The 12,361-nt window shown below is 70.9% G+C and carries 14 protein-coding genes and 1 tRNA gene; 4 read left to right on the top strand and 11 right to left on the bottom strand.

The window, feature by feature from the left end; genetic code table 11:
• Window positions 1-19 precede the first annotated feature (19 nt).
• Window positions 20-1,000, bottom strand: a complete 981-nt coding sequence (locus BM204_RS07165) for a helix-turn-helix domain-containing protein (protein ID WP_091111600.1) — start codon at window positions 998-1,000, stop codon at window positions 20-22.
• Between the two features lie 71 nt (window positions 1,001-1,071).
• On the opposite strand from BM204_RS07165, the gene BM204_RS07160 reads away from it, so the two are divergent.
• A complete protein-coding gene (locus tag BM204_RS07160) occupies window positions 1,072-2,529 on the top strand; it encodes a flavin-containing monooxygenase (RefSeq protein ID WP_091111598.1) in 1,458 nt (485 codons plus the stop codon).
• Window positions 2,526-3,125, top strand: a complete 600-nt coding sequence (locus BM204_RS07155) for an acetoacetate decarboxylase family protein (protein ID WP_091111597.1) — start codon at window positions 2,526-2,528, stop codon at window positions 3,123-3,125. The genes BM204_RS07160 and BM204_RS07155 overlap by 4 nt, the downstream gene beginning before the upstream one ends.
• A gap of 18 nt (window positions 3,126-3,143) precedes the next feature.
• On the opposite strand, the gene BM204_RS07150 is transcribed toward BM204_RS07155, so the two are convergent.
• The gene (locus BM204_RS07150) at window positions 3,144-4,784 is read right to left on the bottom strand and encodes an acyl-CoA synthetase (RefSeq protein ID WP_091111595.1); all 1,641 of its coding nucleotides are present in this window, start codon (window positions 4,782-4,784) and stop codon (window positions 3,144-3,146) included.
• 102 nt (window positions 4,785-4,886) lie between these two features.
• A complete protein-coding gene (locus BM204_RS07145; RefSeq protein WP_143099683.1) occupies window positions 4,887-5,252 on the bottom strand; it encodes a hypothetical protein in 366 nt (121 codons plus the stop codon).
• 85 nt (window positions 5,253-5,337) lie between these two features.
• Here BM204_RS07145 and BM204_RS07140 point away from each other — a divergent pair, with 85 nt between their 5' ends.
• The gene (locus BM204_RS07140; RefSeq protein WP_246166186.1) at window positions 5,338-6,183 is read left to right on the top strand and encodes an acyl-CoA thioesterase domain-containing protein; all 846 of its coding nucleotides are present in this window, start codon (window positions 5,338-5,340) and stop codon (window positions 6,181-6,183) included.
• A 53-nt stretch (window positions 6,184-6,236) separates the two neighbouring features.
• On the opposite strand, the gene BM204_RS07135 is transcribed toward BM204_RS07140, so the two are convergent.
• The 8 genes from BM204_RS07135 to BM204_RS07105 form a co-directional block, all read right to left on the bottom strand.
• Window positions 6,237-6,312: transfer RNA gene (locus BM204_RS07135), tRNA-Ala, on the bottom strand.
• Between the two features lie 44 nt (window positions 6,313-6,356).
• Entirely contained in the window at window positions 6,357-7,016 is a 660-nt protein-coding gene (locus BM204_RS07130) for a histidine phosphatase family protein (protein WP_170259120.1), read from the bottom strand.
• Window positions 7,009-7,392, bottom strand: coding sequence for a ribosome silencing factor (gene rsfS / locus BM204_RS07125; protein WP_091111588.1), 384 nt, complete (start codon window positions 7,390-7,392; stop codon window positions 7,009-7,011). The genes BM204_RS07130 and rsfS overlap by 8 nt, the downstream gene beginning before the upstream one ends.
• Window positions 7,389-8,048 (bottom strand): nicotinate-nucleotide adenylyltransferase, encoded by a 660-nt coding sequence (gene nadD, locus BM204_RS07120; protein ID WP_091111586.1) that lies wholly within the window; start codon window positions 8,046-8,048, stop codon window positions 7,389-7,391. Before nadD ends, rsfS begins: the two co-directional genes overlap by 4 nt.
• 10 nt (window positions 8,049-8,058) lie before the next feature.
• Entirely contained in the window at window positions 8,059-8,217 is a 159-nt protein-coding gene (locus BM204_RS22575) for a hypothetical protein (RefSeq protein WP_170259117.1), read from the bottom strand.
• 27 nt (window positions 8,218-8,244) lie between these two features.
• Window positions 8,245-8,706: a YqaA family protein gene (locus BM204_RS07115; RefSeq protein ID WP_091111585.1), complete on the bottom strand. Its 462-nt coding sequence runs from the start codon at window positions 8,704-8,706 to the stop codon at window positions 8,245-8,247.
• Window positions 8,703-9,326 carry a CDP-alcohol phosphatidyltransferase family protein gene (locus BM204_RS07110; RefSeq protein ID WP_091111583.1) on the bottom strand — a complete coding sequence of 208 codons (624 nt, stop codon included), beginning with the start codon at window positions 9,324-9,326 and terminating at the stop codon, window positions 8,703-8,705. The genes BM204_RS07115 and BM204_RS07110 overlap by 4 nt, the downstream gene beginning before the upstream one ends.
• Window positions 9,327-9,356: 30 nt before the next feature.
• Window positions 9,357-10,628 carry a glutamate-5-semialdehyde dehydrogenase gene (locus BM204_RS07105; RefSeq protein WP_091111582.1) on the bottom strand — a complete coding sequence of 424 codons (1,272 nt, stop codon included), beginning with the start codon at window positions 10,626-10,628 and terminating at the stop codon, window positions 9,357-9,359.
• A gap of 132 nt (window positions 10,629-10,760) precedes the next feature.
• Here BM204_RS07105 and BM204_RS07100 point away from each other — a divergent pair, with 132 nt between their 5' ends.
• Window positions 10,761-12,266, top strand: a complete 1,506-nt coding sequence (locus tag BM204_RS07100) for a lysyl oxidase family protein (RefSeq protein ID WP_091111580.1) — start codon at window positions 10,761-10,763, stop codon at window positions 12,264-12,266.
• Window positions 12,267-12,361: the final 95 nt, after the last annotated feature.

Below are 12,361 nucleotides of genomic sequence, written 5' to 3'. Positions count from 1 at the left end.
AGCAGGTGTCCTGCGGCGGTCAGGCACGCGACACCTCGGTCGGTGTCCGCCCCGTCCAGCGGTGAAAGGCCCGGATGAAGCTGGCAGACTCGGCATAGCCCAGCCGGCGAGCGACCTCCGCCACCGGCATCGTGACCCGACCGTCGAGCAGCGCCATCGCCAGCGAGGACCGGACCTCGTCGAGCAGCTCCTGGTAGCCGACGCCCTCCTCGAGCAACCGCCGCCTCAGCGTGCGCTCCCCCATGGCCAGCGCCGCGGCGACCTCGCGCATCGGCGCCCCGTCGGTCAACCGCTGGGTGATCAGCACCCGCACGTCCTGCGCCAACCCACGGCGGACCCGGCGCGCGTCGACGACCTCGGTACACATCCGCTCGGCGAGGGCGAGCCGCTCGGCGCTGCGCTGCGGCAGCGGACGCTCGAGCTGGTCGACACCGAACACGACGGTGGCCGCGTCCGGCATCCAGGTCAGCCGCGCCCCCACACCTCCTGGCACGAGCGCCTCCAGCACGGACACGATCGCGGTGGCGTCGCGCTCCACCAGCAGACGTCGTACGTCGGGGGGGAGCCCGCCGCCGTCGACGCTGACGTGGACCTCGTCCCCCACCAGCGACGCGCGAGGGATCGCGAAGGCGAAGCTGAGGTCGATCAGCCGGAGCGCCACGCTGATGGCGTCGAGCACGGTGCGGCTGGACAGCATGGCGTAGCCGAACGCGCCGAACGTCGAGGCGTCATAGCGCTGCCCCACCTCGGGCCCGACCTCGCCGAGGAGCCGATGGAGGGTGCGCACCACACGCAGCTCCTGGGCGGCGGTGACCTCGCCGCCGCTCCTCACCAGCGCCGTGAGCGACCCGGAGGTGAGGCCCGTGCCGACGAGTGCGCGGGCGGCGCCGACGCCGCGCGCCCCGGCGTACTCCACGAGCAGGGCGGTGCCCGCCGACGAGCGGGGGAAGCCCCAGTCCTCGGCTGCTGGTGCGGGCAGCGCTGACCCATCGGTCGTCATGTCCGGAATTATCAATCAGATCACTGCCCACGGGTCCCGCAACACCCTGCGCGAGCCCTAGTTTCAGAGCCATGAGCAAACGTGTCGTCATCATCGGAGCCGGCTTCGGCGGCCTCGGCGCCGCCCGCGCCCTCCTCCAGCAGGGCATCACCGACGTCACCGTCCTGGAGCGAGCGGGCAGCGTCGGTGGGGTGTGGCGCGACAACACCTACCCGGGCGCCGCCTGCGACGTGCCGTCGCCGCTCTACTCCTGGTCCTGGGCCACCAACCCCGGCTGGGGCCGGCGCTACTCCGAGCAGCCCGAGATCCTCGGCTACATCCAGGAGACCGCTGCCCGTGAGGGGCTCCTCGACCTGGTCCGCACCGGCGTCGAGGTCACGAGCGTGACCTACGACGAGCAGGCCCTCACCTGGCACGTCGCCGCCGCGGGCGGCGAGTCCTGGACCGCAGACCTCGTGGTCTCCGCCGTCGGTCAGCTCTCCAACCCGGTCATCCCGGACCTGCCCGGCACCGACACCTTCGACGGCCCGGCCTTCCACTCCGCCGAGTGGCGCCACGACGTCGACCTCACCGGCAAGCGCGTCGCCGTGGTCGGCACCGGTGCGAGCGCGATCCAGTTCGTCCCCGGCATCGTCGACCGGGTCAGCGCGATGACGGTCTTCCAGCGCTCGGCGCCCTACGTGATCCCCAAGCCGGACCAGGCCTACCGCCCCCGGCACCACCGCGCGTTCGAGCGCTTCCCGGCGCTGCTCGCCACCGAGCGACGCTCGTGGTTCTGGCTGACCGAGGTCTTCAACGGCGCTCTCGCCGGCGACTCCCCCGCCACCAAGCCGCTGATGGCCGCCCTCAGGTCGGTGTGGCGTCTCGGGCTGCGGGCTCAGGTCCGAGATGCCGGGCTGCGGGCCAGGCTGGTGCCCGACTACGAGCTCGGCTGCAAGCGACTGCTCTTCTCCAACCACTGGTACCCCGCGCTCGCCCGCGACCACGTCGACGTCGTCACCGAGAAGGTGACCGCGGTCGAGCCCACCGGCGTGCGCACCTCCGACGGCGTGCTCCACGAGGCCGACGTGCTGATCTGGGGCACCGGCTTCGCCGCCACCGACTTCCTCGCCCCCATGACCGTGACCGGCGTCGGCGGCGCGGATCTGCACGAGCGCTGGGCCGACGGCGCCCGCGCCCACCTCGGGCTCGCGGTCCCCGACTTCCCGAACCTGTTCTGCGTCTACGGGCCCAACACCAACCTCGGCGGCAGCTCGATCATCAACATGCTCGAGGCCCAGGCTGCCTACATCGCCCAGGTCGCTCGCCGGATCGCCGACGGCGACGCGCGGGCGGTCGTCGTACGACGGGAGGTGGCGCAGGCCTACGACACCGAGATGCAGTCGCGGCTCTCCACGAGCGCGTGGGCCGGCTGCTCGAGCTGGTACGTCGACGGACCGCGCATCACGACCAACTGGCCAGGCCAGGTCGCGGAGTACCAGCAGCGCACAGCGACGGTCGACTGGGACGAGCTCGAGGTGATCTCGTGAGCACGCCCTACCCCCCGGAGCCGTGGGACCTCGCGGGCACCGGCCACCTGACGACCTGGGCGGTCCCCACCTCGGCGCTCCCGGCGCTCCCGTTCAGTGCAACGCCGGTGACGGTGCGGGGTCGCGCCATCGTGTCGACCGCGTTCGTCGCCTACTCCGCGGCCGGGCTGATGTCCTACGACGAGCTTCTCGCCGCTGTCGTCGTGCGCCACGGGCGCCGGGTCGGCCTGTCGATCACCGACATCTGGGTCGACAGCGAGACCTCGATGCTCGGCGGCCGTGGCCTGTGGGGCATCCCCAAGGACCTGGCGAGCTTCGACGGTCTCGCCGCTGGGACCGAGGGCGGGCCGATCGCCAGCGCGTCGTTCACGCCACGGCGCGTGCCCGGCGTGCCGCTCCCGTTCCCGCTGCGCGGCAGCGTCGTGCAGACGCTGGGCGAGCGCACCGTCGCCAACCCGATCCGGGCCTCGGGACGGCTTCGGCCGGCCGCCGCCCACTGGGACCTGTCCCCCGACGGCCCCCTCGCCTGGCTCCGCGCCGGCCGCCCGCTGACCAGCGTGGTCGCCGAGGACTTCCGGATGCGCTTCGGCCGCTGAAGTCACTCCACGACGAAGTCACTCCGCGACCTGCTCCTTGGCCCAGCGGTAGTCGGCCTTGCCGGAGGGGGAACGCTCCATCTCGCCGACGCGCACGATGGCCTTGGGGACCTTGTAGCGGGCGACGTGGATGGCGGCCTCGGCGAGGATCTCCTCGTCGGTGACCTCGACACCGTCGGCGACCTGGACGACCGCGACGACCTCGCTGCCCCAACGCTCGGAGGGCCGACCGACGCACACGACGTCGCGGACGGCCGGGTGGGCGGCGACCGCGCGCTCGACCTCTTCGACGAAGATCTTCTCGCCGCCGGAGTTGACGGTGACGCCGTCACGGCCGAGCAGGTGCACGCGCCCGTCCTCGAGCAGGTTGGCGCGGTCACCGGGCACCGACCAGCGGATGCCCTCGATCTCGGGGAACGTGCGGGCCGTCTTGTCGGCATCGCCGAGGTAGCCCAGCGGGATCCGACCGCGGCGGGCCAGCCAGCCGCCCTTCTCGCCGGGCTCGGAGCGCCGCGTGAGGTCGGCGCTGACGACGGTCGTGTCGCTCTGTGGGTTGAAGATCGCGGTGTCGGCCTCCGCGCCCTTGGCGGAGTAGTGGTTCATCTGGATGCCGGTCTCCGAGGAGCCCACCGCGTCGAGCAGCATGATGTGCGGCAGCGCCTCGAGCAGGCGCGTGCGGATGGTCGGCGACATCGGCGCCCCGCCGTTGCTGAAGGCCGCCACCCCGGACATGTCGTAGTCGCCGCGCTCGAGCTCCTCCACCAGCGGCCGCGCGACCGCGTCACCGACGACCGGGATGCTCAGGCACTTCTCGCGGATCGCCGTCTCCAGCGCGTCGACCGGGTCCATGCGGTGCACGTTGTCGGGGATCACGATCTTGCCGCCGGTGGTGATCATGTGGAAGGCCGACCACTGCGCCGCCCCGTGCATGAACGGCGGCAGCATCAGCAGGGTGACGCCGCCATTGGCGTCGGTCGCGGCCTTGGCGATCTCGTCGTACGACGAGTAGGGCGTCGTCGTGCCGAAGGGCAGGCCACCCATGGCGGAGATGAACACGTCGTCCTGGCGCCATACGACGCCCTTGGGCATCCCCGTGGTGCCGCCGGTGTACATGACGAACAGGTCGTCGCCGTCGGGCACGGGCATGGCCTGCTCGGGGGCCGGGGTGGTCACGATCGACTCGTAGGCCACGGCACCGGGCAGCAGCTCGTTGCCGCTCTCGTCCTCGACCTGGATCAGCACCTTCAACCCGGGCAGGTGCTCGCGCAACGCAGCCACCTGGGGGGCGAACTCGGCGTGGTAGAGCAGCGCGTCGGTCGAGGCGTCCTCGAGGAGGTAGTGCAGCTCCTCCTCCACGTAGCGGTAGTTGATGTTGTACGGCGCCACGCGGGCGCGCCAGGCGCCCACCAGCGCCTCGAGGTACTCGTTGCCGTTGCGCAGGTAGATCCCGAGGTGGTGCTGGCCGGACTCGTGGCCGGCCAGCGCGCCACGCTCGGTGTGGCAGCCGAGGCCTTGCGAGACCAGGAAGTGGGCGACGCCGTCCATCCGCGCATTGATCCCGGCGTAGGTGAAGCGCCGGTCACGCCAGACCAGCACCTCCTGGTCCGGGACGGCACGGGCGACGGTGTCGAAGACGGTCGAGAGGTTGAAGCCGGGCATGCGAACTCCTGGGCGGGACGGCCAAAACTAGAACAAGTTGCAGAACTGTAGCGTCCGTCACACCCCGGGGGGTATGCCCTTCCCGATCTTCTTTGACTCGCGTCAAGAGCTGGGCATCACCCGGATCGTCGGGCTCACGTCGCCCCGACAACCGGGCTTGGCGCCGACCTTGGCGTAGTAGCGACCCGGCGTGCCCGTGTTGCCGGTCGACCAGACGTACTTCCCGCCCTGCTTCTCGGTCGTGTCGTTGGCCCAGAGGTGCGGCTCGCCATCGATGAGCTTGTAGAGCTTGACCGTCCGGTTGGCCGCGCACCTGAGCGGCTTGGCGCTGGAGACCGTCCCGGACAGGTCGGTCCCCTCGGCCCTGATCGTGACCGTCACCGGCGCTCGTGGCGCTGCTGCCTGCGCCGCGAGAGCGGTCGGGAGCATCACGGCCATGACCGCCGCTCCCACGAGTAGTGCTCGCATGTTCCCTGCCTCTCGTCGACCCCCACCTGTGTCGCAACCTAGACCTCCGGAGCCCTGCTGTCACCGGCCCACTAGCGTCACGTCCGTGGACCCCTCTCTCGCCTTCTTCGCCCCCGAGGGCGACACCCTCGTCCCGACCTCCATGGCCCAGAGCATGTGGAGCAGCGACCAGATGCACGGCGTGGCGGTCAGCGGCGCCCTGGGACGTGCCCTCGAGCGAGCCGTGACCGCACTCGGTCGCGACGACCTCCAACCGACCCGCTACACCGTCGACCTGTTCCGTGCCGCGCGGATGCAGCCCTGCGAGGTCAGCACCCAGGTGGTGCGCGAGGGCTCCCGGATCTGCCTGGTCGACGCGACGATGACGCAGTCGGGCGAGCGGGTGGCCCGGGCCAGCGCGGTCTTCCTGAAGCCGACGGCCTCGACCGGGGGCGAGGTGTGGGGCCCCGACGAGCGCCCCGCCCCGCCCCCGCACGACGTCGCTCCCCCGACCGACGAGCCCCACGTGCCCTACTTCCACTCCGAGGTCGGCTGGACGCAGGACTTCGGCCAGCACCAGAACGGGTCGCGCAAGCAGTCGTGGAACTCCGCGATCCCGGTCGTCGCCGGCGAGGCCATCACGCCCTTCCAGGCCGCCGCTGCGATCGCGGACGGCGCCAGCCTCGTCACCAACTGGGGCAGCCATGGGGTGGAATACATCAACACCGACATCACCCTCACGCTCGTCCGTCCGCCGGTCGGCGTCGAGATCGGCCTGTCCGCGGTCGACCGCGTGGAGCAGGACGGCATCTCCGTCGGCACCGCCGCGATGTTCGACCGCAGCGGCCCGCTCGGCACCTGCGTCGTCACGGCCCTGGCCAACGCGCGGCGCGTGGTCGACATGGGCGGCATCTCCTACGACGACGACGGGACCCGTCGTACGACGTCCTGAGGGAGGGCGCCGAAATGCACCCGAGGCGGCCCCAGCAGGAGACCGCCTCGTGATGGTGGAGGTGAGGGGACTCGAACCCCTGACCCTCTGCATGCCATGCAGATGCGCTACCAGCTGCGCCACACCCCCATCGGGGTGTCATCCGGGCCGAAGCCCTGACAACTCGCGAAATATTAGCCAACGCCGATCCGGGACGCGAATCCGGGTCCCCCTCGGGCCGGCGCGACCCGGTTGTAGGCACCCAGCCGGAAGCCACCGGTCGCAGGCACCTCGGTCAGGAGCGCCCACCCGCAGTTGTCGAGGGCGCCCAGCGTGCGCAGCTGGTCGACGTCCCAGGACAGCAGTGAGGCGACGACGACGCGCAGGGCCGCGCCGTGGGACACCGCGACCGACAGCCCACCCTGCGGGGTCACGTCGAGCAGGTCGAGCAGCGCGGCACGCATCCGCTTCTCGACCGCGATCGTGCCCTCACCGTCGGGCACCACGTCGAAATCGCCGGTCCGGAAGGCCGCGAACTCCTCCGGGTGCCGCGCGGCGTAGTCGTCGTGGGTCCACCCCTCGCGCGAGCCCAGGGCGTACTCCCGCAGGCGCGCGTCGGCGACCGCCTCCAGGCCGCACGCCCGAGCGACGTACGACGCCGTCGTGGCCGCCCGGGTCAGGTCGGAGGTCCACAGGTGCACCGGTCGCAGCGCGGCGACGTGCTGCGCGACGGCCTGCGCCTGCGCGTGGCCGGTCTCGTCGAGCTCGGCGTCGGCGTGGCCCTGGATGCGGCGCGCCTGGTTCCACGCGGTCCGGCCGTGGCGAAGCAGGACGAGGGTGCGTGCGTCAGGCACCCTGCGGCGGGCCCGTGATGTCGGCAGGCAGCTTGATCGTGGGGCAGTCGCGCCAGAGCCGCTCGAGCGCGTAGAACTGGCGCTCCTCCTCGTGCTGGACGTGCACGACGATCTCGCCGTAGTCGATGAGCACCCAGCGACCGTCACGCTCGCCCTCGCGGCGGATCGGCTTGGAGCCGATGGCGCGCAGCGAGTCCTCGACCGCGTCGACGATCGCCTTCACCTGCCGGTCGTTGGAGGCCGAGGCGAGGACGAAGGCGTCGGTGATCGCGAGCTGCTCGCTCACGTCGAAGGCGACGATCTGGGTGGCGAGCTTGTCGGACGCGGCGCGGGCGGCGGCGACGACGAGCTCGACGGCATGGTCGGTGGCAGTCATGAGGCTTCTCTGGTCGGGGACGGGGTGGGAGTGGGGTCGGGCTCGGAGGAGGGGTAGAGACGGTGCTTCTGGATGTACTGGACCACACCGTCGGGCACGAGGTACCAGACGGGCTGGCCACGGCGCTGACGCTCACGGCAGTCAGTCGAGGAGATCGCCAGCGCGGGGATCTCCACGATCGTGACCCGCGAGGACGGCAGCGCCGCGATAGTCTCGGGGTCCATGTCGTAGCCGGGGCGCGTGCAGCCGACGAACTGGGCGAGCTCGAAGAGCCCGTCGGCGTCGTGCCAGCTGAAGATGTCGGTCAGCGCGTCGGCGCCGGTGATGAAGTAGAGGTCGGCGTCGGGCATCGCGGCGCTGAGGTCGCGCAGCGTGTCGACGGTGTACGTCGGTCCCTCGCGGTCGATGTCGACGCGCGAGACCGTGAACCGCGGGTTGGCGGCAGTCGCGATGACCGTCATCAGGTAGCGGTGCTCGGGCGGAGAGACGTCGCGCTCGGACTTCTGCCACGGCCTGCCCGTGGGAGCGAAGACGACCTCGTCGAGGTCGAACCATGCCTGCACCTCGGAGGCCGCCACGAGGTGCCCGTGGTGGATGGGGTCGAACGTGCCACCCATGACGCCGACACGGCGGCGCACGGGGGTGGCGTCAGTCATGCGTCGACACTCAGCTGTGCTCGCGTCCTCCGCCGAAGGCGACCAGGGCGAAGAGCATCCCCAGGAGGATGCCGATGGCCATGAGCCCCACCCACCAGGGGTTGATGACCTGCTCGTGTTGCTCCTCGGCGGCCCGGCTCAGGGACAGCGTGATCTGGCTCAGCGACATGCCGCTGATCCTACCGGCCCCCTGCCGTCAACCGAGAAGTGACTCGACCCCGGCGAGCACCAGCCAGAAACGCAGGGTGCGTCCGACGAAGATCGTGGGCAGGAAGACGTACATCCGCATCTTCAGCGCCCCGGCCACGGCGGCCATGACCAGCAGCGGCGGGATGCCCCCGAAGGCCGAGACCAGCATGATCGCGCCGGCGAAGAACGGGCGCCCCTCCATGCGGGCCTGCCAGCGCGCATAGCTGGCCTTCACCTTGTCGCCGGACAGCTTCTTCTGCACCCAGTCGGTCTCGATGCTGCGTCGGGTCGCCTCGTACCAGACGATCTTGCCGACCGTCTGGCCCGCGCCGGCGATCATCGCCAACGTGAACGCGTGGCCACCGACGGTCGCCGCCATGCCGCCGAGGATGACCTCCATGTTGATCAGCGGGAACAACGCCGAGGCGATGCTGACGCCGAACGTCCAGAAGGCCAGGCTCAGGCTCATGCTGTCCTGGTGCGCTCAGCGCGCTCCGGAACGGGCAGCCCGAGCTGGAACAGCCACCGCAGCGAGATGCACTTGAGCACGACCAGGGCCAGGGCGATCACCAGTCCCACCTGCCACCAGCCCGTCACCAGCAGGAGCACCGCGAAGAGCGCGGAGTTGACCGCCTTGGCCGGCTTGGACCAGTTCCAGCGGTAGAGGCGGGCGTCGACGACGTAGAAGTAGTTGGGGCTGCGAATCGGCCAGGCCAGGAAGGCCAGCGACAGGAACATGTCGATGACCATGAAGTTGAAGAGGTAGACCGCCACCGGCAGCACCATCTCGGGCTGCAGCCAGGCCAGCCCGATGTAGAAGCCGGCGCAGTTGATGCGGTCGCACATGATGTCGAGCGTGCCGCCGATGCGGGTCTCGCAGTCGAAGAGGCGGGCATAGCCGCCGTCGGCCATGTCGCCGACCCAGTAGACGACCAGGCCGATGACCAGCAGGGTGAGGCTCTCGTCGACCGCGGCGTAGAGGCACAGCGCGAGCGAGACGACCGTGCGGACGAAGGTGATGACGGTCGCCCCCGTGAACAGCCTCTCGGCTGCCGGATCGGCGTAGACGGACGCGTCGGTCACGGGCATGGCCGAACGCTATCGCGGCGGGGCCCCAGGTCAGCGCACGTGACCGCTCCCGGTCACGACGTACTTCGTCGAGGTCATCTCCGGCAGGCCCATCGGACCGCGCGCGTGCAGCTTCTGCGTGCTGATGCCGATCTCGGCACCGAAGCCGAACTCGGCACCGTCGGTGAACCGCGTCGAGGCGTTCACGAGCACTGCTGCGGAGTCCACGCCTGCCACGAACCGGCGGGCCGCGGTCTGGTCCTCGGTCACGATCGCGTCACTGTGCTGGCTCGAGAAGCGCCGGATGTGGGCCAGCGCTGCGTCAAGGTCCGGTACGACGGCAGCGCTGATGTCGAGGGACAGGTACTCGGTCCCGAAGTCCTCGTCCGTGGCGGCCAGCACGCCCTCGTGGGCCTGGAAGGCGGGGTCGCCGTGGATCGTCACGTCGGCGTGCTGCAGGGCCGCGACGACCAGCGGCAGGAAGGCGTCCGCGACCTCGGCGTGCACCAGCAGCGACTCCGCAGCGTTGCAGACGCTGGTGCGGTGGGTCTTGGCGTTGAGCACGATCGCCAGCGCCTTGTCGAGGTCGGCGGCACGGTCGACGTAGACGTGGCAGTTGCCGATCCCGGTCTCGATGACCGGCACCGTCGACCCTTCGACCACCGAGCGGATCAGCCCGGCGCCGCCGCGCGGGATCAGCACGTCGACATAGCCTCGGGCCCGCATGAGGGCATCGACGCTGTCGTGGGAGTCCCCGGGCACGAGCTGGACGACGTCGGCGTCGAGCCCGACGGAGGCCGCCGCGTCCCGCAGCACCGCGACGATCACGGCGTTGCTGGACCGGGCGCTGGAGCTGCCCCGCAGGAGCACCGCGTTGCCGGACTTGAGGCAGATGCCGGCCGCGTCCGCGGTGACGTTGGGTCGAGCCTCATAGATCATCCCGACGACGCCGAACGGCACCCGCACCTGGCGCAGCTCGAGCCCGTTGGCCAGCGTGCTCCCCCGCACCACCTCGCCGACCGGGTCGGGCAGGCCTGCGACGTCGCGCAGCCCCTGGGCCATGGCCGCCACTCGCTCGTCGGTCAGGCGCAGCCGGTCGACGATGTTGGCGGGCGAGCCGCCGGCCTCGGCGCGCGTCACGTCCTCGGCGTTGGCCCTCAGAACCTCGTCGCTGCGATCGAGCAGCGCCGAGGCCATCGCGAGGAGCGCGCGGTCCTTCTCGGCCCGGGTCGACAGCGCCAGCCCGTGGCTGGCCTCGCGAGCGCGGCGGGCCACCTCGAGCACGTCGCGCGTGGTGTCGTCTCCGGTCGTGTCCTGCGTCATGGCCCTGAGCCTAGGAGAGGGGCGGATCCCAGGTGCCCCGCGGCCCCACGGCCCCGATCGCCGCAGCAGGCAACCAAAGCCGCCTGACGTGCGTCACAGTTCTCGAAATCGAACTTCCTCAGGAGGAACCCCATGCCTCGCACCTCACCTCGCTCCTCACCTGGCACCGCCCTGCGCACCGCCGGCCTCGCCGTGCTGGCACTCACCCTCCCGGCGCTCCCTGCGCTGACCTCCGGCGCCGCCGATGCTGCTCCGACCGCCCAGGCCGCCTCGCAGCGCACCGCGGGCGACGCCCCGGTGACCCTCTGGTCGCCCGACCGGATCGAGGCTCCCTCCTACGGCGGACGCGTCTACACCGACCTCGGGCTCCGCCTGGTCGCGCGCGACCAACCCTTCGAGCTGTGGTCGACCCGCACGGGCTACGACCAGGAGATCCGGACCGTGTGGCGCTCGGGCACCGGGGACGTGGCCCTGCCCGCCGGGTCGATGTCGACCTTCAGCGGCCTGCGTCACTTCCTCAAGCTGAGCTTCGACCCGGTCAAGACCGGGCCCACCACGACGATGGTCCAGGGCGGCTGCCTGTCGGGCTTCGCCGAGCGGGTCAGCCCCGACGCACCGGCCACGTCGGACTACCCCCGCTCCTGCTACTACAACCCCTACGCGATCGGCTCCGTGCAGGGCGTCCAGGCCGGCTGGGCGACCCCGGTGTTCAACACCTACAAGCCGCTGCGGCTCGTCCCGGGGCGCTACGACGTCACCGCCGCGATCGGCGCCCCCTACACGAAGGCGTTCGGGCTCTCGGCCGCCGAGGCATCGCGCACCTTCACCCTCGTGGTGACCAAGGAGGACTACAGCAACGAGCGCCGTCGTACGACGGAGCGCGGCGTCGCGGCGCCCGCAGGGCACGAGCCCACCCAGGCCGCCGACGGTGAGATCGCCGCGACCCGTCCCGACCTGCGCTCACTGCCGGCGTGGGGCATCCAGGTCTCCCCCAACGGCACGTTCCTGCAGTTCTCCGCCACCGTGTGGAACGGCGGCGACAGCCCCCTCGTCGTCGACGGCTTCCGCAAGGAGGGCGAGGACGAGATGGAGGGCTACCAGTACTTCTTCGACGCCGACGGCGCCCAGACCGGTTACCAACGCGTGGGCCGCTTCCACTGGGACGAGAAGCCGACCCATCAGCACTGGCACTTCAAGGACTTCGCCAGCTACACGCTCCTCAATTCGGACAAGACCGCCATCGTGAAGTCGCGCAAGGAGTCCTTCTGCCTGGCCAACACCGACGCGGTCGACACCACGGTCCCCTCCGCCGTGTGGAACCCGGAGAACACCGACCTGTCCACCGCGTGCGGTGACTACGGCTCGCTGTCGATCCGCGAGGTGCTCGCCTCCGGGTGGGGTGACACCTACGCGCAGTTCCGCGCCGGCCAGTCGTTCAACCTGGACGGTCTGCCCAACGGCACCTACTACATCGAGGTGAAGGCCAACCCGCGCGGCAAGCTCGTGGAGGCCTCGACGGACAACAACGTCGCGCTGCGCAGGATCGTCATCGCAGGCCTGCCCGACGCCCGCACCGTGAAGGTGCCCCAAATCGGCCTGGTCGTCGAGCCCCGGCAAGGCGGCCGCGGAGGGTTCTGAGGTGTCTCGGGACACCGGACGAGGAGATCCCAACGAGAACGATGAAGGACCCCCGGCACCACGTGCCGGGGGTCCTTCGGTGTCGCTGGGGCGGT

This window comes from Nocardioides psychrotolerans, assembly GCF_900113685.1.
Classification (GTDB): Bacteria; Actinomycetota; Actinomycetes; order Propionibacteriales; family Nocardioidaceae; genus Nocardioides; species Nocardioides psychrotolerans.
This window is presented reverse-complemented; position numbering and strand designations above follow the sequence as displayed.

What these genes read in the sequence shown, in the direction of transcription:
- BM204_RS07165 (WP_091111600.1), bottom strand. Translation starts at nt 1,000, where the DNA reads ATGACGACCGATGGGTCAGCGCTGCCCGCACCAGCAGCCGAGGACTGG.
- BM204_RS07160 (WP_091111598.1), top strand. Translation starts at nt 1,072, where the DNA reads ATGAGCAAACGTGTCGTCATCATCGGAGCCGGCTTCGGCGGCCTCGGC.
- BM204_RS07150 (WP_091111595.1), bottom strand. Translation starts at nt 4,784, where the DNA reads ATGCCCGGCTTCAACCTCTCGACCGTCTTCGACACCGTCGCCCGTGCC.
- BM204_RS07145 (WP_143099683.1), bottom strand. Translation starts at nt 5,252, where the DNA reads ATGCGAGCACTACTCGTGGGAGCGGCGGTCATGGCCGTGATGCTCCCG.
- rsfS (WP_091111588.1), bottom strand. Translation starts at nt 7,392, where the DNA reads ATGACTGCCACCGACCATGCCGTCGAGCTCGTCGTCGCCGCCGCCCGC.
- nadD (WP_091111586.1), bottom strand. Translation starts at nt 8,048, where the DNA reads ATGACTGACGCCACCCCCGTGCGCCGCCGTGTCGGCGTCATGGGTGGC.
- BM204_RS22575 (WP_170259117.1), bottom strand. Translation starts at nt 8,217, where the DNA reads ATGTCGCTGAGCCAGATCACGCTGTCCCTGAGCCGGGCCGCCGAGGAG.
- BM204_RS07115 (WP_091111585.1), bottom strand. Translation starts at nt 8,706, where the DNA reads ATGAGCCTGAGCCTGGCCTTCTGGACGTTCGGCGTCAGCATCGCCTCG.
- BM204_RS07110 (WP_091111583.1), bottom strand. Translation starts at nt 9,326, where the DNA reads ATGCCCGTGACCGACGCGTCCGTCTACGCCGATCCGGCAGCCGAGAGG.
- BM204_RS07105 (WP_091111582.1), bottom strand. Translation starts at nt 10,628, where the DNA reads ATGACGCAGGACACGACCGGAGACGACACCACGCGCGACGTGCTCGAG.
- BM204_RS07100 (WP_091111580.1), top strand. Translation starts at nt 10,761, where the DNA reads ATGCCTCGCACCTCACCTCGCTCCTCACCTGGCACCGCCCTGCGCACC.